Below are 20,433 nucleotides of genomic sequence, written 5' to 3' on the forward strand. Positions count from 1 at the left end.
ACGTGCCCAGACTGTCTGCTGGGCGTCACTGCCGGGTCGCTGATCCTGCCTGACTGCGCGGGGCTACAAGTATGACGCCTCGGTCCACAGGTGGAGCAGTGCATATGAGCGGTAGGGAGCCCAAGATGCTGAGCGATCCGCTGCGGCCCGTGCATCGAGTGCGAGCGCGCGGCGTACGACCAGGTCGGTCGGCACAAATGTGTCAGGATCCTGAAGTTCGCGCACCAGCAGATAGTCAGCTGTCCAGGGGCCGATACCCGGCAGCGCCAGCAAGAGCGGCCGTGCTTCGTCTGCGGTCAAGCCGGCCAACACCGGTCCTTTGGCCCAGCGTTCAGCGGCTGCATGCAGTGTACGCGCCCGTGCCTTCGTGAGCCCGATGGTCGCCCGCAGCGCCTCTGGATCGAGCGCTGCAAGCACCTGTGGTGTGGGGTAGGCGTGCAGATCACCGTGGCGCTCGCCGTAGGCCTGCACCATGCGCGAAGCAAAGGTGCGTGCGGCTGCGAGTGAGACCTGTTGCCCGATAATCGTCGCGGCGACCGCCTCAAATTCGCGCGGTGATCCGATGAGTCTCAGACCAGGTCGCTTGGCAATGAGGGGGCCGAGGAGCGGATCCGTGCCGAGCGTTCGTTCGATACCTGCAATGTCAGTGTCAAGATCGAACCAAGCGCTGATCTTTGTTACGAGCTGTGGCAGGAGTTCAACTGGCACTGCCGCCTCGCCTGAGACCCCTTCGGCGTGCAGGGTGATCCGCACCCGGTAGTGCGTGCCCGCGATCTGCAGCAACCGTTCGTAGACAGTGGCATCGACACATTCGAGGCCGGGAACAGCGTGTGCGGTGAGCAGGGCAAGTGCTGCTTCGTGGTGAAAGGCTCCGCGCGCGGGCACGTTGAACGGGATGAAAGTTGGCATCTGCGCGGTAGACGCGGTTGCGGTGCTCACGGGACGAGATGGCACGTGGTGCTTCGCGGGTGAAGTCGGCTACGCCGCCGGAGCGGGCTCGAAGCGTGGCAGCCGCGGTGGGCGGCGCTCGTCGAGCGGGGCCGCGAGCGTGCCGTCGGGGGCAATGTGCGAGAACATCTGCTCGATGACCGTGAGGATGTGGGGATCCTCGACTCGGTACAACTGTCGGCGACCCTCTCTGCGAGCCGTAACGATACCCGCTGCTCGCAGCTTCGAGAGGTGCTGGCTTGCCGCAGGTACGTTTGAGCCCGAGAGCTCGGCCAGCGTCGAGACGTCGTACTCGCCAGAAGCGAGCAGCCAGACGAGGTGAAGTCGTGATGGAGTCGCGAGCATGCCAAACGTTGCGGCAGCTGCGGCGAGCTGCTCGTCGGTCACGGATTGGTGCGCAGAATGAGACTCCATCCCTCTATCATCCAATGATCTGCAATATGCGCAAGTTATTGAGTGTTGACTAAGCTGAATGCACAGTATTCTCCCGGTACACGGAGCCGAGGGAAGCGGCGAAAGGAATTCCGTGATGGCGTCTCTTCGTCCGTTCACCTACACGGGCAATGACGCGTCGATTCGTGGCCGCAGTAGTCTCGCGGTTGACCTCGTGGTGCTTGCTGCTGTGGTCGTCATGTTCTGGCTGGTGCTTGCATTCTCTGGCAGCATCGCAGGCCCGATTGACGAGGTGGCGACGGCAGCGACGATCTCGACGGACCCCGTGTACTTGCCGTACTACGCGGGACGCTCGCTGCTGCGAATGTTTATCGCGCTTGGGTTCGCGCTCGTTTTCAGCTTTGTATACGCGCTGATCGCTGCGAGGTGGCGGCGTGCAGAAATGGTCATGCTGCCGGTGCTGGACGTGCTGCAGTCGGTTCCGGTGTTGGGGTTCCTGTCGGTCACGCTTACCGTCTGGTTGACGCTCTTTCCTGGCACCGAACTCGGGGTCGAGTGTGCGGCGATTTTTGCGATCTTCACCAGCCAGGTCTGGAACATGACCTTCGCGTTCTACCAATCACTGGTGACGCAGCCGCGAGATCTTGATGAGGCGGCTCGATTGCTGCGACTCACCAAGTGGCAGCGGTTCTGGAACGTAGATGTGCCACACGGGACGATCCCGCTCGTGTGGAACGGCATGATGAGCTTTGGTGGCGGCTGGTTCTTCTTGGTGGCCTCCGAGATGATCAGTGTGAACAACCGTGTGTACGCCCTGCCTGGCATTGGCTCGTATGTGGCGGCTGCCTCTGCGCAGCAAGAAATTGGCAGGCTCGTGCTTGCGATCGGCGTCATGGTCGTCATGGTGCTTGGCGTCAACATCGTGTTCTGGCGACCTCTCACAGCGTGGGTCGAGCGGTTCCGCACGGGGGACACCGTGACCGTTGACCAACAGCGCAGCGTCGTGCTCGACCTGTTGCGTCGCTCAGCGATCCCAGGGCTTGTCGCGCGTGCGCTGCGGCCGGTTGGGGCATGGCTTGACCGCGCGACGCGAGGGTTCGGTGTCACGACGCGTCCCGCGCGCACAGCCGAGCAGCAGCCAGGGCGTCGCCGCGGTGACGTGCTGTTCTTGGTGATCGTTGCGTTGGTCGTGGGTGTCGGGCTTTGGCGCATGCTCTCGTACGTCAGCGCGCAGACGGGCCTGCAGCAGTTCGGCATTGCTGGGGTGCTCGGCCTCATCACTGCGGCGCGTGTCTTCGTGGTGGTGGTGCTTGCCTCGCTCATCTGGGTACCCATCGGGGTGTGGATCGGGCTGCACCCGAGAGTGACACGCATTGCCCAGCCGCTGGTGCAGATTCTCGCGAGTTTTCCCGCCAACTTCCTCTTCCCGCTCTTCACGATTGCGCTCGTCTCGCTCGGTGGCAATCTCAACACCGTCGGCATCCTCTTCATGGCGCTCGGCTCACAGTGGTACCTCCTGTTCAACGTCATTGCGGGAGCCGCGGCGATTCCGAATGACCTTCGGGAGGCCGCGGTGAATCTTGGCCTCAACCGGCGACAGCGCTGGCAAACCTTGTACGGCCCTGCGGTCTTTGCGTCGTGGGTGACCGGTGCGATTGCCGCCGCAGGCGGTGCTTGGAACGCCTCGATTGTTGCTGAGGTGGTGAGCTACGGCGATACCACCATCACGGCGCTTGGCCTTGGCTCGTATATTGCGCAGTCGACGGCTGCGGGCGACTTTGCCCGCACGCTCGTGGGGGTCACCGTGATGAGCGTATTCGTTGTTACGGTAAATCGAGTGTTCTGGCGGCGGATGTATCGCTTCGCTGAGCGGAGGTATTCGTTCACATGATGCAGCAGTCAGGCGTCGGGCAAATCGCGTGTGACGTGTCGCATGCGCGCCCGGCTTGTGTAGGGAGAGGATGTGGCGCACGTGGTTGCACACAGCAGTGATTCGGCGAGCAAGCAGTCGCCCGACGCGCACAGCGCGCACGATGCGCTCGTGGAGGCAGTCGGCGTGCACACCTCATTTCCTGCAGCTGACGGATCGATCCTGCACGTGCTCGACGACGTGAACATGACGCTCCGAGTCGGTGAAGTGGTCGCGATTCTCGGGAAGTCAGGCTCGGGAAAGTCAACGCTGTTGCGTACCCTTGCAGGGCTCATCACGCCGAGCAGTGGTGCTGTGCGCTACCGCGGAGAGCAATTGACAGGCGCAAACCCCGGGGTTGCGATGGTGTTTCAGTCGTTCGCGCTCATGCCCTGGCTGTCGGTGCTCGAAAACGTTGAGCTGGGCCTGCGTGCTGCGGGAGTATCGGCGACGGATCGGCGACAGCGCGCGCTCGCCGCAATCGAACAAATCGGCCTCGAAGGATTTGAAAAGGCCTACCCGCGAGAGCTTTCTGGTGGCATGCGGCAACGGGTCGGATTTGCGCGCGCACTCGTGTTGCAGCCTGACGTGCTCATGATGGATGAGCCGTTCTCGGCACTCGATGCATTGACCGGCGAGAATCTTCGCAGCGAACTGATGATGCTGTGGGGGCGTCCTGACTTCCCGACATCGTGCATCTGCATCGTGACGCACAACATCGAAGAGGCCGTGCTCATGGCCGATCGGGTGCTGGTTCTGGGCTCTGGCCCTGGGCATATCAAGGCCGAAGTGCCGGTCTTGCTGCCGCGGCCTCGTGACCGGCGAAGCCCAACGTTTGAGGCGATGGTGGATCGGTTGTACGCGATTCTCGCTGATCGTGACGAGGCGGCTGCTCCCCGGAAAGGTTCGGTTCCTGGGCCGTTGACGCACCCACTCCCAGACGCGAGCGTGGGCGGCCTTGCCGGGTTCACTGAGATTGTCTATTCGCATGATGGGCAGGCGGATCTCCCAGACCTTGCGGACGAACTCTCGTTCGAGGTCGATGACCTCATGCCACTTGTTGACGCAGCGCGAATGCTGGGTCTGCTCGAAGTTGAGGGCGCACAAGCGTTTCTCACAGCGGAGGGGTATCGCTGGCATCTTGCTGGCATGCATGACTCGAAAGAGGTGTTTGCCGAGCTCGCCGTTGCGCACGCGCCACTCGTGCGAACGATTGTGCGGGCCCTGGAAAACAGTAATGATGGCGCGTTGCGTGATGACTTCTTCCGCGACTTGTTGCTGCGTGGATTCACCGCCGAAGATGCGCAGCAGCAGCTCGACACCGCGATCCAGTGGGGGCGTTACGGTGAGCTGTATGACTTCGACGCGAACACGGGTGAACTGATTCTCTCTGAGGTTGCGGCGGCAATTGCTGCCTTGCTCGATGGAGATCTCGACCGCTAGATTTCAGTAATTTTGCTCCGCTGCTGTGCGTGCGGATTCACAAAACAGATCAATACTTGCGCAAGTGATTGAGTATTGATATGTTTGCAGTGCGCTTCGTTCGGTGAGGCTCTTGCATGAACATAGGCCACTGATCTGACGACATCGAGAGATGCCCAAGATTAGGACAGGCGTTCTCGGATTAAGGGAACGCCCCAAGTGGCTGCACTACGACTACGTCATGCAATGCCGAAGCTCTGACATGGAGGCGCGATCCCGAGCCGATCGCTGATTCGGCCTGTCTTGAGAGGACCAGACAGTTATGCGTGCAGCACTTTACGAACACCTCCTGATCTCATCCGCGACCGATTCGCTGGTGGGTGGGGGAGCATCGTCTTCCACCACTCTCCCGGTGGCGCAGACTCCGTCTGCGCAGCCGGATCCGCACCGCGGAGCACCCACCTGGCAGAGCCAGCTGTTTGCTCCTCGCCCTGAAGAACGCGCGAACAAGCGCCGCGCCACTCGCTACGAACGCTTCACGACCACCATGGTGCTCGTGAGCAGCGTGCTGGTGCTCGTCGTCACCGCAAGCCTGTACGGCTTCAACTACGGCCTCGAGACCAAGACGTCGTCGACGTCAGGCACTCACGGCGGCTTCTACAAGGAGCAAGACGAGAAGTAGGCCCCGCATCGGGCCTGATATCGCTTGCGCCCTCGGGCGCATGACCAAGAAAGTACAACATGACTACTTCCCAGCACACGGCCACACGCGAGGCAGGGGTCGAGTCCCTGCTGACCGGCCGGTGGCAGCGAATGCGCGGCAATAACGCGCAGGTAATGGCGAAGCTGCGCGAAAGCTATGGCGTCGACCTTGCGGGGGGCGCGAACGTCTCGTTCAGCTCCGCGGGCGGCTACAGCTACATGCCGCTGTCGTTCGTCGATCGATCGGGACGGGGGTTCCAGACCACCCGCGTGCTCATCGCAGTCAGTGAGGATCGAGTCTTCACTGTCGAACCGGTGGGTTCAGCGACGCCGTTCGATCTTGCGCTTGCCCGCATGGAGCGCGACGGACGCGAAGAAGACAGCCCCCTGGAAATCGTGGCAAGTCTGCTGCAGGCAATGGCAGACGCCACTGACGAGCTCGTTACCGCAATGAGTGAAGGCGCCGAACGAATGATGACCCAAACCGGGGCCATTCTGCAGAGCCTTGAGGCGAAGAAATCACGTGAGTTCGGCGTGAGTGATGTGACCTACACGCAGCAGGAACTTGCTGACATGGAGGAGCTGCTCTCGCACTGCATGGAGAGCCAGCTTGAACTTGCTGAGGCTGCTCGCCACCTGCGCGCGAAGCTCTGGAGCCGGGGCATCGAGGCGCGTACCGATCTTGAGATGCTGATCGACGATATTGAAGCGATTGAACCGCATATTGACTTCGTGCACGACCGCGTTCGCCTGCTGCAGCAGACGAACAACCTTGCGTTGAACGTGAAGCAAAACCAGATCATCAAGGTCTTCTCCGTGGTCACTGCAGTGTTCTTGCCGGTCATGTTGCTGTCGACGTATTACAGCATGAACTTCGAGTTCATGCCGATCCTCGCGTGGCAGCACGCTGAACCAATGATCATCGTGCTCAGCTTCATCTTCGCCTTGGCGCCGCTCATCTACGTGCGTAAGCGCGGCTGGTTGCGGTAAGCGATCCACCACTCACTTGTTAGACAAAGGAATTCACATGTCCAAGCAGAATACTTCCCCCACCGAACAGGCAACGACCCCGGTCGCATGGAGCTCACGCCTCGACATTCAGCACCTTGGCAATGGGCCAGCCGCTGAAATCACCTCTGAGACTGGTGCCGAGCGCCAGCAAGGCAGCTCAAAAATTGAGAAAGAAATCATCTGGGCTGTCGTCGTCCTCTACTCGGGACTCATCGCGTGCTTCGCGGGACTGCACATTTTCGGCCTCACCCTCGGGTAGCCACCCCCAGTCAGCGATGGGGCCCACGAGCGGCACCGATCCAGTTGTGAAAGTGAAAACATGGAAGAGAACACGGTTATCGCCGCGCCAGAAGAAGCGCGTGAGCTGCCGCAGCACGGATGGATTCGCGTGCGTGCCTCAGATACCGAAATGCTTGCGAGTATCTATCGTCAGTACGGTGTGCGACTTGACCTGCCGGTGCGGCACCCCGTTGAAGAACAGGGCTTCATTTTGCTGCCGCTTGAACTGCCATTGCTTGACACCGCAGACGGTGGCACCGGCACGTCGTTCTCGGCGGCACGCATTCTGCTCGTGCTCACGGGTGGCGTGCTGATCACCGTCGAGCCGGATATGCCCATTGCTGCGCTGAGCGCGGCACAGGAACGGCTCGCGCGTGACTCGGCAGAAGTGACAAGTGCGGCCGCGATTCAGAAGATCCTTGAAGGGCTGAATGATGCGATGCAAGAGACGGTTGCCCGTATCTCGCTCGTGCTGAACACGCTTGCCGACGAAGCTGTTGATAGCAGCGGCGGCTTCCGCATGGAGGGGCGTCAGGTCGGTGTTGCTGATATTGCCCAAACCGCGGTGTCGCTTGGAGGTGCTGAAGAACTCATCGCTCGCACGGTGCAGGGGCAGCTCATGCTTGAGCGCGCCGCGCGCTGGAGCCGACGGGTCAACGGCGCATCACGCGCAGAGTATTCGACGATCCTCTCCGACATGCAGGGTGGCCGCAGGCATGCACGCTTCCAGCATGCCAAGGTGCGCAACATTCAGCAGTCGCTGATGACGACGCTCGACCTCAAGCAGAACCAGATCATTAAGGTGTTCACCGTCGTCACGGCGGTCTTCACCCCGCCAACGCTGATCGCTGCGTACTACGGGCAGAACTTTGCGAACATGCCTGAGCTTGCCCTTCCGTGGGGCGAGTGGTTCGTCATGGGAACGACCGCGATCTTTGCGCTGGTGCCGCTCTGGTACATCAAGAAGAAGGGGTGGCTGCGATGAGCATGCGAAGCATCACCCGGTCGTCGTGGACGCGCGCGTTTGTGGACACCGATGACGATATTGAGATGGCGGATCGCCTGATCGCTCGTCGGCTGCGAGACTATGACGAAACCCAAGAACACCAGCTCGTACTTCGGGTCGTTGCCGCCGAGGCTGCGTCGGTTCGCGTGTACGAGTTCGCAGTTCTCGCCTCGCCAACCCAGCTCGTCACTATTGAGCCGGGTGCAGGAATTCCAGTCTTCCAAGATGTTGAAGCGCGACTGCAGTGGGATGAAGGTGAAGAACAAAGCATCGAACGTGTGTGGTTCGAGATCGCGCAGGCCGGTTTGCAGGCAAACGTCGGTGTGCTCGCGCTGCTCGAACACGACGTGAATGGGGTGCGGCGCCAGATGGCTCGTATCGAGCGCGAGGCAGCAGTTGCCGGCAGTCTTGGCGTGAGCGACCTGCCGCGGGTGAGCGAGATGCTCATCGATATTGACCATGCGCTCTCGCATGTGTCGCTGTCCATCAACGGATTTGTGCAGTTTGCGCGATTGCTGCGACGTGATCTCAGCGCTTCCGCTGACGTGAGTAGGCCACAGGTTGACTTGCTCGTGCAGCAGGGCGAGGCGCTCACTCGGCGGCTTGAATTTCTTGTCGGGCGACACCGGTTCCACTCGCAGGGTGCCTCGCAGCAGATCTCGACGAGCGACTTGAACATCGTGAAGATCTTCACCGTGCTCTGGGCAATCTTGATCCCTGGCACGACACTCATCAATTGGTATGGTCAGAACTTTGAGAACATGCCAGAGCTGAGTTGGGAGTTCTCGAGCTGGATCCAGATTCTTGGCGTCTTCTGTCTCGCGGTCTTGCCGATCTACACGGTCAAACGGGCGGGGCAGTTGCGCTAGGCGCAACGCAGGGGTTCACCGCAGTTGAGCCCCTGCGCATCTCGAACGAAACATCGCAGGGGCGTATCTGGCAGGGCCAGATGCGCCCCTGGTGCGTCGGGTGATTGACGGCGAGATGCCTGAGAATGGACGCATGAAGTTTCAGTTGCTGCACATCGACGGATGTCCAAACACCGAAGTGGTGATTCGCGCGGCTATCGCTGGCGCGTAACTGCGAGGCCTGCGCTGACGAGCAGCGCGCCGGCGAGGCAGGCAAGCGCTGTGAGCCATGACCCGGAGCGGCCGAGCGCGAGTGCCGCGCACTCAATGACTGCAGCAAGCACAAGGAACATGACGGTGACGACGAGTAGGCTGCGCAGCCAGATGCGCCGTGAAGCTTTCTGGAAGTCAGCCTCGTCAAGCTCACGCTGGGCTGAGAACGAACGCTCGGGCGAGAGAGCTTGAGTCTGGTCTGGACGGCTCGAGAACCTGCTGGTGTTGCGCATGTGCGCCCCCTCGTGGTGAGTGATGTTCGTGCACCTGCTCAGCGAGCGTGGCGCTGTTTCCTTTTCAAGCGTACAACACTTGCGCGTTTGCGCAAGTGTTGAATAAATGTGCGTGCTCGGCTACAGTGGAGGGAGTAGCGCTTCGTTCGGCGAGGCTCCTGCGTGAACACAGTCCGCTCATCCGACGACGTCGAGAGACGCCCAGGATGAGGACAGGCTTTCCCGGATTAAGGGTTGGCCCCAAGCGGATTCCAGTGGTGTGGATACGTCGCGCAGTGCCAAAGCTCTGACGTGGAAGCGTGTGCAACAGGCCCGTGCCTGCCTGTTGCGATCCGCCGCACCCTTGGGTGCCGAACCCACCGGAGGTTCTCGTGACTGAACTGACCCTAGATCTTGCCCTGCGTATTGCGCTTGCGCTGGTGCTCGGCGTGCTTATTGGCTTCGAGCGGCAGCTGCGTTCCCGCACCGCAGGGCTGCGCACGAACGCGCTCGTGAGTCTTGGCGCTGCACTCTTTGTCATCATGGGTGCGTTTAGCTTTGATGGGCCTGGCGCTGACCCAACTCGCGTTGCCGCGCAGATTGTTTCCGGTATCGGCTTTCTCGGTGCCGGTGTGATTATGAAGCAGGGTGCTTCGATTTCGGGACTCAATACTGCTGCGACGCTGTGGGCATCGGCCGCGATTGGTGCGCTTGCGGGTGGCGGCATGATTCTCGTTGCCATTGGTGGCACTGCTGCGGTGGTGTTTTCGAACCTGCTGCTGCGGCCGATCGGCCGGCTGCTCGACCGCAATGTGCGTGCCGGAAGCCGTGAGCCAGTTGCCACGGAGTATGTCTTTGTGGTGCGATCCGCGACCGATGCCGAAGTGAGCGTGCGGTCGCAGATTGTGACCGCACTACAGCGTCCCGAATTTACGATGCACGCGCTTGAAGCAACCGACTTGAGCGGTGACGAGGTCGAACTGACCGCGCGCATCACTGCGTTCGAACGCAGTGATGCTGCGCTCGAAGCCGCGATTGCTGATGTGGTTCCCGTGCCTGAGGTGACGTCAGTGCGGTGGTACGCGACCGAACTGCGCGGGGAGGACTAGCTCTCCCTGCGTGTCTCACGCACGCACGTCTCGATTGCGCACTCGAACGGCGAGGAGCGCGCACCCCACGACTGCGAGCCCGCCGAGTATGGTTGCCCAGCCGATGTGTTCGCCAAGCAGCAGTCCGGCCCAGCAGATGCTCATGACCGGCTGCGCGAGTTGCACCTGGCTGACCTGCGCCATTGGGCCGATTGCGAGCCCGCGGTACCAGGCGAAGAAGCCGAGAAACATGCTGATGCATGCGAGGTACGCAAACGCGCCCCACTCGGTGATGGTGCCGGTGGGCGGGTGTTCGGCGATCGCGAATGCGGTGAGCGCGATCGAGACGGGTGCCGAAAGGACTAGCGCCCATGAGATGGTTTGCCAGGATCCGAGTGTGCGCGAAAGTACTCCGCCTTCGGCGTATCCGATTGCGCAGACAAGCACCGAAGCAAACAGCAACAGATCTGCGATGCCAAGGCCCGCGAATCCGCCGCCCTGGATTGCTGCGAACGCCACCGCTGCGACTGCGCCAGTGAGGGCGGCAATCCAGAAGGCACGGGCAGGACGCTCGCCGGTGCGAAGGGCTGCGATGACTGCGGTTGCAACAGGCAAGACGGCAATCACGACAGCGCCATGGCTTGCCGGTGCGCTCGTGAGTGCGTAGGAGGTGAGGAGTGGGAATCCGATGACGGATCCGCCAGCAACGATGGTGACCTGCACCCATTGTTTGCCGCGGGGGAGTCGTTGTTTCGTGAGCCACAGGGCCGCCGCGGCAAGTAGTGCAGCAATGACGGCGCGACCGGAACCGACGAATAGCGGCGACATGTGGCCGTTTTCGACGGCAACGCGAGTGAGGGGCACGGTGAACGAGAATGCGGTCACGCCAAGCAGGCCCCACCAGAGGCCTGCGCGCCCAGTGCCACTCGCACGCTTCGCATGCGATAGCGGTAGCTGATTATTCACAGTAGCGGTACTATGTTGCTTCATGTCCTACAGTAGCAGTGATCGAATTGTGGCGATACTTCGGGAGTGGATTGCGAACGCCGCTCCGGGCGCGAAGCTGCCGTCGACGCGTGCGCTCGTCGCTGAACACGAGGTGAGTCCGGTGACGGTGCAGCAAGCCTTGCGCACGCTCGTTGCCCAGGGTGTGATTGAATCCCGGCCTGGCGTTGGTACGTTCGTGCGGGGGATCCGCGCCCCGAAGCCGCATGATTTTGGCTGGCAGACCGCAGCGCTCGGTGCCCCGCAACAGCGGTTGCCTCAGCTTTCGAGCGCGCTACGTACGACAGCGAACGATGTCATTGGACTGCATTCTGGGTACCCAGACAAGAGTCTGCTGCCCGAGCGCCAGGTGCGTGCTGCCCTCGCGCGTGCGGCCCGCAGCGAGCTTGCGGTGGTGCGGGCTCCGGCCGCCGGTCTGCCCGACCTGCAGTCGTGGTTTGCGGCAGAGCTTGCCTCCGATACACCTGGCGGTGTGACCCCGCCACTGGCGAGTGACGTGGTGATTCTGCCAGGCAGCCAGGCCGGACTGAGCACGCTGTTTCGCACCCTAGTTGGGGCCGGGCAACCGATGCTCATCGAGTCACCGAGTTACTGGGGCGCGATTCTTGCTGCTGCGCAGGTCGGGGTGCAGCTGGTCCCGATCCCGAGTGGTCCCGACGGGCCAGATCCTGATGAGATCGATCGTGCGTTCGCGCGAACCGGCGCGCGGGCGTTGTATGCGCAGCCTCACTTCGCAAACCCAACGGGTGCGCACTGGTCACCTGCGCTTGCGGAACGTGTGCTTGATATTGTGCGTGCGCGCGGAGCCTTTCTCATCGAAGACGACTGGGCGCACGACTTCAGTATCGATGAAGACATCACCCCGATTGCCGCACTCGACGATTCCGGTCATGTGGTCTACGTGCGTTCGCTGACGAAGAGCGTTTCCCCCGCACTGCGGGTTGCGGGCGTTGTCGCGCGCGGTCCGGCCCGTGAGCGGATCCTTGCCGACACCCAAGCCCAAGCCATGTACGTGAGCGGCGTGCTGCAGGCGGCGGCACTCGACGTTGTCACCCAGCCAGCCTGGCGCACCCACGTGCGCGGACTGCGTGGGCAACTCGCCGCGCGTCGGAACCTGCTGGTCGATGCGCTCCGAACGTATGCGCCAACGGCCTACCTTGCCCACATTCCCAGGGGCGGGTTGAACCTGTGGTTGCGGTTGCCTGATGGCGCGGATCTTGCCGCCGTCGCTCGCGAATGCGAACAGCGCGGAGTCATCGTCGCGCCTGGGAACGACTGGTTCCCGGCTGAACCGACTGGCCAGTATCTGCGACTGAATTATTCCGGACCAAATCCCGGAGCGTATGAGCGTGCAGCGCAGGTGCTCGGTGAGGTGTTGGCCTCGGTGACGGACTGACGATCAGATCAGCTGGGTCAAGTGCTGAGCTAGCCGAAGAATGCGCCAGTCACTGCGCCGGGATGGGTGAGACGCCACCACAGGTCGGGACCTTCAAGGGTTTTGGTGAGTTCTATCGGCACTTCGGTCGTGCCCTCGGGACTCGTGACGGTTGCCGTGCCGACAGTGCCCTTGGTGCCATCTTTCGGCTTCTGCCAGTCGACGGTGACGGTCGCGGTCTCACCTGGCACGAGAGTGGCCTGCGCGGATCCACCCACCTTCACTGCAGCTGACTCACCTGTGACGCTCGTCATGGTGCCGACACTCGTGCCCTCGGTGAGAAGATCAACTTGTTTGGGAAGCGTCTGCAGCGACGCCGCAATGTCGGTTGCCTGGTCTGCGCGTTCTTCCTCGCTGTCGCGGGCAAGCATGACGGTGAGCTGGGTGAGTGGGCGGCTGTTCACCTCGACATGCTGGCCGACGACGAAGTTGTAGCCAACTTCTTCAATGAAACCTGTCTTGAGGCCGAACGTGCCTGCAACATCACCGAGCAACCAGTTGGTTGATTCGACGGGCTTGCTGCTCCACGGCATGGTCGCGGATGACATGCTGGTGATCTCAGTAATTGTGGGGTTCTGAGCTGCGAGCCAACCGATCTTCATAATGTCGGTCGGGGCAGCAGCATTGCCAGCATCCATGCCGGTCGGCTCGACAAAGGTGAGTGAGTCGAGGCCGTGCTTGGTTTTCCACTCGTCAACCGCGGCGAGGAAGGCGTCTTGGCTGCCAAACACCGACATTGCGTAGGCGTATGCATAGTCGTTCGCCGACATGATGAGCGAGAGCTCCAGCATCTGGCGCGTCGTCACCTCGGTGCCGACTGGGGTTTCGTACAGAATCCCGTCGTCAAGGCGGTAGATGTCTTGCTGTGCAACATCTGCCTGTGACCAGACGTGTATCGGGCCGTCTTCGCCGGCAGCGAGAGGCTGCTTCTCGAGGCTCACGAGCACGGTCACGAGCTTCGAGATGCTCGCAAGCGGACGTACGGTGTCGTCGTTCACCCAGGTTGTGCCATCGGACCAGCTCACCGCGGTGGGAGCGCTGTAGGTGTTGACGAAGTCTTGTGCGATCTGCGCGTCATTGGTGACCTCTTGCTCGAGGTTCATGGAGACCTTGAGCGTCGGGGTATCAAGCGGTGCGAGCGCGCAGGCACCGACGTAGGCACCGGCGACAAGCACGGCAATGACGGGGACCCCGCGTGTGAGCAGTTTGTGTGTTCGGGTCGACTTCGTAGGCACAGTTCCAGATTAGGGTCGGGTTGCTGAATGGACGGCTGGTGGCGGTGCCCACGCAGTGCGGGGGCCGCTGGAGCGCCTAGGGGACCCGGCGGATCCAGTCTTCCGTCAAGAATTTCTTCTCGACGAGCTGTTCTGCCGCGTCCCACTCACCCTCGGTGACCTCACTGCGGGTGCCGCCGTGTCTGCGGATAAAGACCTCCACGAGACGTTCAACGATCTCTTCACGGCTCAGCCCGGTCTGGCTGCGCAGCGGATCGACTCGCTTCTGTGCGCTTGCGGTTCCCTTGTCGGAAAGCTTCTCGCGGCCAATGCGCAGGACCTCGGTCATAGCGACAGGGTCCATGTCGTACGCCATCGTGACGTGGTGCAGGACGGCGCCTGACGCGATGCGCTTCTGCGCAGCGCCACCGATCTTGCCCTGCGGGCTCGTGATGTCGTTGAGCGGCTTGTACACCGCATCGATGCCGAGGGAATGCAGCGCTTCGAGCACCCACTCGTCAAGGAAGGCATATGAATCGGCGAAGCTCATGCCACGCACGAGCTCACCCGGTACGTAGAGCGCGTAGGTGATGCACGCCTCGGGCTCCATGTACATGGCGCCGCCGCCAGAAATGCGGCGAACGAGCTGTGCGTTGCGAGCGTTGAGCTGCTCTTCGTCGACCTCGTTTTGCACTGACTGGAAGCTGCCGATGAATACGGCAGGGCGATCCCACTCCCAGATGCGCAGCGTTGGGCCACGCAGGCCCTCACCGACCGCGGTTGTGAGCACTTCGTCAAGTGCGGCGTTGAGTACGGGGGCGACCGCACGCTCGTGGATGATCTGCCAGTCGTAGTCCCGCCAGTGCGCCGCACCGGTGATTGCACGTCGAATGGCGACGCCAACCGAATCAGGAGTGAAACCGAGCAGGTGCACCTCTGCCGGGAGCGCTGCGCGGATCGCATCGCCAAAGGCTTCGATGGTGCTGTTGGGGCTGAGCCCAGTGATCGCAGCGTTGATATCGAGGAGCGCTTCGTCGGGCTCCAGGAAGAAGTCGCCAGACAGACTGAAGTCTGCGATCTTCTCGTCGACGATCGTGAAATCGACGACGACTAGCTTGCCGCCAGGGACCTTGTATTCGCCGTGTACATTCATGATTTCAGGGTACGCCTATTAGTCGCCGACGCGCTCGAGAATCCAGGTAATGATGTCTGTCTCAACCGCGTCTGCGTTGGTTTCTTTGAGGATCTCGTGACGCGCGCCTGGGTACTCGCGCAGGGTGACGTCGCGAACACCGCGCTGTCGGTACAGGTCTGCGAGCCGGCTGAGGCCGTCGCCGCGGCTGAGCGGGTCGTCATCGCCAGCGACAAGCAGCAGTGGCACGTCGGACGCGAGACCGTGGCCAGGCTTGCCGAAGAGCCGAAGGCCGTCTGCGACGCCGAAGAGTTTGAGGATGTCTGCTGAGAAGCAAAGCTCGTCAGCAATGAACCGTGCTGCGTTCTCTGGGTCTCGGCTGAGCCACTCAAACCCGCTTGCACCATCGCCTGCCCAGCGCGCGTTGAGATCGCCAGACTCCATGAAGCGGAGGCTGCGCAACGCAGAACCCGAAAGCACAACGGCATCCCACAACCGGGGGTGCTCGTTCAAGATGCGCTGGGTCATGAGCGAACCCCATGAGTGGCCGAACATGACAACGGGCAGCCCAGGGTGACGGTCTCGAATGATCCCGGTGAACTGCACAATTGCGGCCTCGGTTGCGCGCAGCCCGCCCGGCCCGAGCTTGCCAAGCCGCGAGAGATCGCCGTCGTGCTGAGCACGCCCCGTCTCGCCGTGACCGCGGTGGTCGTCGGCGTAAACGGCGAACCCAGCAAGAGCAAGCCGTCGCGCGAAGTGGTCATATCGCAGCGCGTGTTCACCGATGCCGTGCGCGATTTGTACCGCGCCAAGGAGCTCGCCGTCGTTCACCGTGCTGTCTGGAAGCCAGGCGTATGCCGAGATCTCGACGTCGTAGTCATCGACGTAATTCACTGACTGGAAACTCACGTGGTTGGTGCTTGCACTCATGTCGGCCTCTTGATCTCTCGCTGGGGCGGGTGGTTGCCGGATATCTTCGATGGTAGACGGGACCCCTGACAACGCGCACTCGTCGATACACTCTGGTCATGACAGAACCTCTCGTTGTTGCACTGCCGCAGGATCCGGGACTCCGTGAAGCGCTTGGTGATCCGCGCAATGTTCGTTTCATTGATTGGGATCTCACCGGCCCAGCACCCGAATCTCATATCGATCTGGTGGTTGCGAGTAACTTCGGAAACTTCGAGGGACTTGCGCATCTCGCTGAGGTGAACCCGCGGCTCGTGCAGTGGCAGTGGATCGGTTACGACGAAGTTCCTGCCTATCTCCCGCAGGGTATTCCGCTCGCGAACGCGGCAGGCGTGCACGACGGCCCAACAGCCGAACTGGCGGTTGCGCTCACGGTTGCGGCGCAGCGTGGCATTCCGCAGTTCGTTCGGGCCGCGGATCAGCACGAGTGGCAGAGCACCTTCTTGCCAAGCCTGTGCGACAAGCGAATTCTCATCGTCGGGTACGGCGGCGTCGGAAAAGCCATTGACGCGCGACTCCAGGGCTTCGAAGCGCGGATCACGCGCATGGCACGATCCGCCCGTACCGAACGCAACCTTGCCGGTGATGAGGTCGAGGTGCACAGCTTCGCTGACCTGCACGCGAACCTTGCGGTGAGTGACGTGGTGATTCTTGCGGTGCCGCTCACGGCCCAAACCCGCCACCTCATCGACGCAGCAGCGTTGGCAGCGCTGCCAGACAACGCCCTTCTGGTGAACGTCGCGCGCGGCGGCGTCGTTGACACTGATGCGCTTGTTGCTGAGTTGTCAGGGGCGCGGATCCGGGCAGCACTCGACGTCACCGACCCCGAGCCGCTGCCAGCGGATCACCCGCTGTGGAGCGCACCGAACGTACTGATTACTCCGCACGCTGGCGCCGACACTGATGCGCTTTTGCCGCGCATGGCGGCACTGATTCGTCGTCAGATCACGCGTTTGCAGTCAGGAGAAGCGCCTGTGAACCTGGTGCTCGGGCCAGGCGCATAGGCCGGGGCTTTTGAATGTCGGTGGGTGCAAGGAGAATGAACTCATGAACACGAACGAGCGCAATATCGCAGTCTCAGTGCCGAGCGGTGAGCTGTACGACGCTCTGGTCGGCCTGCCCGGCATTGACCTGGTCGCTTGGGACTGCGATGGTCCTGCTCCGCGCGGTGCCTTCGACATCGTGGTGCCGCCCTACCGTAGTTCGCTTCGCCGCCTTGAACGCCTCGCTGGCTGTGAGGTTGGGCTCGTGCAGTTGCAGATGAATGGGTACGAAGGCGTTGGTGACTATCTGCAGCCGGGGCAGCTCGTGGCGAACGCGTCAGGCGTGCACGATACGTCGACGGCAGAACTCGCGGTTGCACTCATGCTGGCCTCACAACGTGGGTTGCCAGATTTTATTCGTACAGCAGATGAGCAGCGGTGGCAGTATGCGTCCATGCCAAGCCTTGCCGATCGTCGGGTACTCATTGTTGGGTACGGCGGTATCGGCAAGGCGATCGAGGCGCGGTTGGCGGGCTTCGAGGTCGAGATTTCACGCCTCGCCCGTAGCTCGCGAGTCGAACAGAACCTTGCGGGGGAGCAGGTCCACGTGCACGGCTTTGATGAGTTGCACGAGCGGCTCGCGCAGGCCGATGTCGTGGTCCTCATCACGCCGCTCACTGAGTTGACCCGGCATCTCATTGACGCTGCCGCCTTGGCTGCGCTGCCAGATAACGCACTTGTGGTGAACGTTGCGCGTGGCCCGGTCATCGACACCGATGCGCTCGTTGCAGAGTTGTCGACTGGTCGAATTCGGGCGGCGCTTGATGTGACTGACCCAGAACCGCTTCCGGCTGATCACCCGCTCTGGCGCACGCCTGGAACGATCGTGGTGCCGCACGTTGGCGGCGGTGCAAGCTCGATGCTGCCTCGCATGCGTGCGCTCGTGCTGCGCCAGGTGGAACACCTGCGCGCGGGTGAAGCGTTCGAAAATCTTGTGACGGTCTAACCCGAACGGCTGGGCGCGCAGCACGAACAGATCACTCTGAATAGTAAGAACTTCAAGCAGACAAGGAACGCAAAGATGCAGGCAATCGTCGTGACCCAAACGGGTGGCCCAGAAGTCCTGACCACGCAAGATGTGGTGGCTCCCGTCGCTGGGCCCGGTGAACTCGTGGTTGAGACCGCCGCCGTCGGTGTGAACTTTATTGAGATCTATCAGCGTAGTGGTGTCTACGCGATGGAGCTGCCGCATATTCCTGGCGCAGAAGCTGCCGGCACTGTCGTTGCTGTGGGTGACAGCGTGCATGGATTCTCTGTCGGTGACCGTGTCGCAACCGCAGCCGCTCACGGCACCTACGCAGCGCAGTTTGTTGTTGATGCTGCCCAGGCAGTGCACGTGCCAGAAGGCATCGATCTTGAGGTCGCGGGGGCGTTGCCTTTGCAGGGCTGCACGGCTCACTACCTCGCCTTCTCTGCGGCGCAGCCACAGGCTGGCGAGTGGGCGCTTGTGCACGCAGGCGCCGGTGGCGTCGGTCAGCTGCTGATCCAGTTGCTCGTTGCGCACGGTGTGCGGGTGATTGCGACCGCGTCGACTGATGAAAAACGCGAGTTGTGCTTGGCCGCTGGGGCCGAGCATGCGCTGCCGTACGAAGACTTTGCCGAGCGAGTCCGAGAGATTACGGATGGCGAAGGTGCTGCGGTCGCCTATGACGGCGTCGGCCGTGACACCTTCGACGGTTCGCTCGCGGCGCTTCGCGTACGTGGAGACCTGGTGCTGTTTGGTGGCGCGAGTGGACAGGTGCCACCATTCGACCTGCAGCGACTGAACTCCGGTGGCTCGCTGCGCATCAGCCGCCCAACGCTGACGCATTTTATGTTGACGCCAGAGGAGCGCGCGTGGCGGTACAACGAGCTGTTCGACGCGGTGAATGCAGGCACACTGCGCGTACGCGTTGGCGCGAAGTTCGCGATTGCTGATGCGGCTGACGCTCACCGTGCGCTCGCTGGTCGGGAGACTACCGGCAAAGTCATCCTCGTGCCGTAGCCAGCCCAACCCACCCATATTCCGCCGTCAAGCCCGCTCGCAGAGGCAAGAGAGTAGGCTGGAGGGCGTGCGTGCAGAAGCACGCAGGACCAAGATCCCCGCTTGCCCCTTGGAGTGATATTCACATGGCTGAACAGTCCCGTCTCGACAAAGTCATCGCGCTTGCCCGCCACCGCGGTTTTGTATTCCAGGCAGGTGAAATCTACGGTGGTTCGCGCTCTGCGTGGGACTACGGCCCCCTCGGTACCGCACTGAAGGAAAACATCAAGCGCCAGTGGTGGAAGTCGATGGTGCAGAAGCGCGACGACGTCGTCGGCATCGATTCGAGCATCATTTTGCCGAAGCAGGTCTGGGAAGCATCGGGCCACGTTGAGGTCTTCAGCGATCCGCTGGTTGAGTGCCTCAGCTGCCACAAGCGTCAACGTGAAGATCACCTCCTCGAAGCGTTCGAAGAGAAGAAGGGCCGCGCACCCGAAAACGGCATGGCAGACATCGTCTGTGCAAACTGTGGCACCCGCGGTCAGTGGACCGAGCCGCGCGCATTCTCGGGTCTGCTCAAGACCTTCCTCGGCCCCGTCGATGACGAAGCTGGCATGCACTACCTGCGCCCAGAGACCGCACAGGGCATCTTCGTGAACTTTGCGAACGTGCTCCAGGCAGCTCGCATGAAGCCGCCCTTCGGCATCGGCCAGATCGGCAAGAGCTTCCGTAACGAGATCACCCCGGGTAACTTCATTTTCCGCACCCGTGAGTTCGAGCAGATGGAGATGGAATTCTTCGTCGAGCCCGGCACTGACGAAGAGTGGCAGGAATACTGGATGAACGAGCGTTGGAACTGGTACGTCGACCTCGGCATCGACGCAGATAACCTGCGCTTCTACGATCACCCGAAAGAGAAGCTGTCGCACTACTCGAAGCGCACCGCAGACATCGAGTACCGCTTCGGTTTCCAGGGCAGCGAGTGGGGCGAGCTTGAAGGCATCGCGAACCGCACCGACTTTGATCTGAGCACGCACTCGAAGCACTCGGGCAAGGAGCTCAGCTTCTTCGACCAGAACAAGGACGAGCGTTACACCCCATACGTCATCGAGCCCGCGGCAGGCTTGACTCGCTCGCTCATGGCGTTCCTCGTCGACGCATACCGCGAAGAGGAAGTGCCGAACTCGAAGGGCGGCACCGACAAGCGCACCGTGCTCGGCCTCGATCCGCGTCTCGCGCCCGTCAAGGTCGCAGTTCTGCCCCTCAGCCGCAACGAGAAGCTTTCGCCGCTTGCGCGTGAAATCGCTGCGGACCTGCGCCAAGACTGGAACATCGACTTTGACGACGCCGGTGCTATCGGCCGCCGTTACCGTCGCCAGGACGAGATCGGCACCCCGTTCTGTGTCACGGTTGACTTCGACTCACTCGACGACGACGCGGTAACGATCCGCGAGCGCGACACGATGGAGCAGACGCGCGTCCCGCGCTCGGAGCTCTTCGGGTTCCTCGCAGAGCGTCTTCGCGGCGCGTAAGACATGAGGCTGGGCGGAGCACAACACAGGTTGTTCTCCGCCCAGCTTG

The 20,433-nt window shown here is 61.9% G+C and carries 20 protein-coding genes and 2 riboswitches; of the genes, 13 read left to right on the top strand and 7 right to left on the bottom strand.

Annotation, left to right across the window (positions count from 1 at the left end; translation table 11 throughout):
• Window positions 1–63 precede the first annotated feature (63 nt).
• Window positions 64–939 (bottom strand): DNA-3-methyladenine glycosylase family protein, encoded by an 876-nt coding sequence (locus FW756_RS10900; RefSeq protein WP_446430182.1) that lies wholly within the window; start codon window positions 937–939, stop codon window positions 64–66.
• Window positions 940–978: 39 nt separating this feature from the next.
• On the bottom strand, window positions 979–1,362 hold the full coding sequence (locus FW756_RS10905) for an ArsR/SmtB family transcription factor (protein ID WP_446430183.1): 384 nt from the start codon (window positions 1,360–1,362) through the stop codon (window positions 979–981).
• A gap of 115 nt (window positions 1,363–1,477) precedes the next feature.
• Here FW756_RS10905 and FW756_RS10910 point away from each other — a divergent pair, with 115 nt between their 5' ends.
• The 7 genes from FW756_RS10910 to FW756_RS10940 all read left to right on the top strand — a co-directional run bounded on the left by FW756_RS10910 (window position 1,478) and on the right by FW756_RS10940 (window position 8,539).
• Window positions 1,478–3,232 (top strand): ABC transporter permease, encoded by a 1,755-nt coding sequence (locus FW756_RS10910; protein ID WP_446430184.1) that lies wholly within the window; start codon window positions 1,478–1,480, stop codon window positions 3,230–3,232.
• Between the two features lie 81 nt (window positions 3,233–3,313).
• Window positions 3,314–4,693, top strand: a complete 1,380-nt coding sequence (locus tag FW756_RS10915; RefSeq protein ID WP_446430185.1) for an ABC transporter ATP-binding protein — start codon at window positions 3,314–3,316, stop codon at window positions 4,691–4,693.
• 88 nt (window positions 4,694–4,781) lie between these two features.
• Window positions 4,782–4,947, top strand: a riboswitch (M-box (ykoK) riboswitch).
• 47 nt (window positions 4,948–4,994) lie between these two features.
• Window positions 4,995–5,354, top strand: coding sequence for a hypothetical protein (locus FW756_RS10920; protein ID WP_446430186.1), 360 nt, complete (start codon window positions 4,995–4,997; stop codon window positions 5,352–5,354).
• A gap of 59 nt (window positions 5,355–5,413) precedes the next feature.
• Window positions 5,414–6,364, top strand: a complete 951-nt coding sequence (locus FW756_RS10925; RefSeq protein WP_446430187.1) for a CorA family divalent cation transporter — start codon at window positions 5,414–5,416, stop codon at window positions 6,362–6,364.
• A gap of 37 nt (window positions 6,365–6,401) precedes the next feature.
• Window positions 6,402–6,644, top strand: coding sequence for a hypothetical protein (locus FW756_RS10930; protein ID WP_446430188.1), 243 nt, complete (start codon window positions 6,402–6,404; stop codon window positions 6,642–6,644).
• 60 nt (window positions 6,645–6,704) lie between these two features.
• Window positions 6,705–7,649 carry a CorA family divalent cation transporter gene (locus FW756_RS10935; RefSeq protein ID WP_446430189.1) on the top strand — a complete coding sequence of 315 codons (945 nt, stop codon included), beginning with the start codon at window positions 6,705–6,707 and terminating at the stop codon, window positions 7,647–7,649.
• The gene (locus FW756_RS10940) at window positions 7,646–8,539 is read left to right on the top strand and encodes a CorA family divalent cation transporter (protein WP_446430190.1); all 894 of its coding nucleotides are present in this window, start codon (window positions 7,646–7,648) and stop codon (window positions 8,537–8,539) included. Before FW756_RS10935 ends, FW756_RS10940 begins: the two co-directional genes overlap by 4 nt.
• Window positions 8,540–8,733: 194 nt before the next feature.
• Here the strand turns inward: FW756_RS10940 and FW756_RS10945 are convergent, their stop codons facing one another.
• Window positions 8,734–9,024 carry a hypothetical protein gene (locus tag FW756_RS10945; RefSeq protein WP_446430191.1) on the bottom strand — a complete coding sequence of 97 codons (291 nt, stop codon included), beginning with the start codon at window positions 9,022–9,024 and terminating at the stop codon, window positions 8,734–8,736.
• Window positions 9,025–9,158: 134 nt separating this feature from the next.
• A riboswitch (M-box (ykoK) riboswitch) is annotated at window positions 9,159–9,328 on the top strand.
• Between the two features lie 67 nt (window positions 9,329–9,395).
• Here FW756_RS10945 and FW756_RS10950 point away from each other — a divergent pair.
• Entirely contained in the window at window positions 9,396–10,112 is a 717-nt protein-coding gene (locus FW756_RS10950) for an MgtC/SapB family protein (RefSeq protein WP_446430192.1), read from the top strand.
• A gap of 15 nt (window positions 10,113–10,127) precedes the next feature.
• Here FW756_RS10950 and FW756_RS10955 read toward each other — a convergent pair whose 3' ends face one another.
• Window positions 10,128–11,057 (bottom strand): DMT family transporter, encoded by a 930-nt coding sequence (locus tag FW756_RS10955; RefSeq protein ID WP_446430193.1) that lies wholly within the window; start codon window positions 11,055–11,057, stop codon window positions 10,128–10,130.
• A gap of 22 nt (window positions 11,058–11,079) precedes the next feature.
• Between FW756_RS10955 and FW756_RS10960 the strand changes: the two genes are divergently transcribed.
• Window positions 11,080–12,492, top strand: coding sequence for an aminotransferase-like domain-containing protein (locus tag FW756_RS10960; RefSeq protein ID WP_446430194.1), 1,413 nt, complete (start codon window positions 11,080–11,082; stop codon window positions 12,490–12,492).
• Between the two features lie 29 nt (window positions 12,493–12,521).
• Here the strand turns inward: FW756_RS10960 and FW756_RS10965 are convergent, their stop codons facing one another.
• The 3 genes from FW756_RS10965 to FW756_RS10975 form a co-directional block, all read right to left on the bottom strand.
• Window positions 12,522–13,766 carry a D-alanyl-D-alanine carboxypeptidase family protein gene (locus FW756_RS10965; RefSeq protein WP_446430195.1) on the bottom strand — a complete coding sequence of 415 codons (1,245 nt, stop codon included), beginning with the start codon at window positions 13,764–13,766 and terminating at the stop codon, window positions 12,522–12,524.
• Between the two features lie 76 nt (window positions 13,767–13,842).
• Entirely contained in the window at window positions 13,843–14,898 is a 1,056-nt protein-coding gene (locus tag FW756_RS10970; RefSeq protein WP_446430196.1) for a lipoate--protein ligase family protein, read from the bottom strand.
• 18 nt (window positions 14,899–14,916) lie between these two features.
• The gene (locus FW756_RS10975) at window positions 14,917–15,807 is read right to left on the bottom strand and encodes an alpha/beta fold hydrolase (RefSeq protein ID WP_446430197.1); all 891 of its coding nucleotides are present in this window, start codon (window positions 15,805–15,807) and stop codon (window positions 14,917–14,919) included.
• 98 nt (window positions 15,808–15,905) lie between these two features.
• Between FW756_RS10975 and FW756_RS10980 the strand changes: the two genes are divergently transcribed.
• From FW756_RS10980 to FW756_RS10995, 4 genes are all read left to right on the top strand, one after another.
• Window positions 15,906–16,850 (top strand): NAD(P)-dependent oxidoreductase, encoded by a 945-nt coding sequence (locus FW756_RS10980; protein WP_446430198.1) that lies wholly within the window; start codon window positions 15,906–15,908, stop codon window positions 16,848–16,850.
• A 43-nt stretch (window positions 16,851–16,893) separates the two neighbouring features.
• Window positions 16,894–17,835, top strand: coding sequence for a 2-hydroxyacid dehydrogenase (locus FW756_RS10985; RefSeq protein ID WP_446430199.1), 942 nt, complete (start codon window positions 16,894–16,896; stop codon window positions 17,833–17,835).
• A gap of 75 nt (window positions 17,836–17,910) precedes the next feature.
• Window positions 17,911–18,873: a quinone oxidoreductase family protein gene (locus tag FW756_RS10990; protein WP_446430200.1), complete on the top strand. Its 963-nt coding sequence runs from the start codon at window positions 17,911–17,913 to the stop codon at window positions 18,871–18,873.
• 125 nt (window positions 18,874–18,998) lie between these two features.
• The gene (locus tag FW756_RS10995; RefSeq protein ID WP_446430201.1) at window positions 18,999–20,384 is read left to right on the top strand and encodes a glycine--tRNA ligase; all 1,386 of its coding nucleotides are present in this window, start codon (window positions 18,999–19,001) and stop codon (window positions 20,382–20,384) included.
• Window positions 20,385–20,433: the final 49 nt, after the last annotated feature.

It is taken from the genome of Leucobacter sp. 1207-22, from assembly GCF_052850455.1.

Excerpts from the sequence above, each read along its gene's own strand:
- FW756_RS10905 (WP_446430183.1), bottom strand. The coding sequence starts at position 1,362 with ATGGAGTCTCATTCTGCGCACCAATCCGTGACCGACGAGCAGCTCGCC.
- FW756_RS10980 (WP_446430198.1), top strand. The coding sequence starts at position 15,906 with ATGACAGAACCTCTCGTTGTTGCACTGCCGCAGGATCCGGGACTCCGT.
- FW756_RS10925 (WP_446430187.1), top strand. The coding sequence starts at position 5,414 with ATGACTACTTCCCAGCACACGGCCACACGCGAGGCAGGGGTCGAGTCC.
- FW756_RS10940 (WP_446430190.1), top strand. The coding sequence starts at position 7,646 with ATGAGCATGCGAAGCATCACCCGGTCGTCGTGGACGCGCGCGTTTGTG.
- FW756_RS10935 (WP_446430189.1), top strand. The coding sequence starts at position 6,705 with ATGGAAGAGAACACGGTTATCGCCGCGCCAGAAGAAGCGCGTGAGCTG.
- FW756_RS10995 (WP_446430201.1), top strand. The coding sequence starts at position 18,999 with ATGGCTGAACAGTCCCGTCTCGACAAAGTCATCGCGCTTGCCCGCCAC.
- FW756_RS10910 (WP_446430184.1), top strand. The coding sequence starts at position 1,478 with ATGGCGTCTCTTCGTCCGTTCACCTACACGGGCAATGACGCGTCGATT.
- FW756_RS10930 (WP_446430188.1), top strand. The coding sequence starts at position 6,402 with ATGTCCAAGCAGAATACTTCCCCCACCGAACAGGCAACGACCCCGGTC.
- FW756_RS10990 (WP_446430200.1), top strand. The coding sequence starts at position 17,911 with ATGCAGGCAATCGTCGTGACCCAAACGGGTGGCCCAGAAGTCCTGACC.
- FW756_RS10945 (WP_446430191.1), bottom strand. The coding sequence starts at position 9,024 with ATGCGCAACACCAGCAGGTTCTCGAGCCGTCCAGACCAGACTCAAGCT.
- FW756_RS10985 (WP_446430199.1), top strand. The coding sequence starts at position 16,894 with ATGAACACGAACGAGCGCAATATCGCAGTCTCAGTGCCGAGCGGTGAG.
- FW756_RS10960 (WP_446430194.1), top strand. The coding sequence starts at position 11,080 with ATGTCCTACAGTAGCAGTGATCGAATTGTGGCGATACTTCGGGAGTGG.
- FW756_RS10970 (WP_446430196.1), bottom strand. The coding sequence starts at position 14,898 with ATGAATGTACACGGCGAATACAAGGTCCCTGGCGGCAAGCTAGTCGTC.
- FW756_RS10920 (WP_446430186.1), top strand. The coding sequence starts at position 4,995 with ATGCGTGCAGCACTTTACGAACACCTCCTGATCTCATCCGCGACCGAT.
- FW756_RS10975 (WP_446430197.1), bottom strand. The coding sequence starts at position 15,807 with ATGAGTGCAAGCACCAACCACGTGAGTTTCCAGTCAGTGAATTACGTC.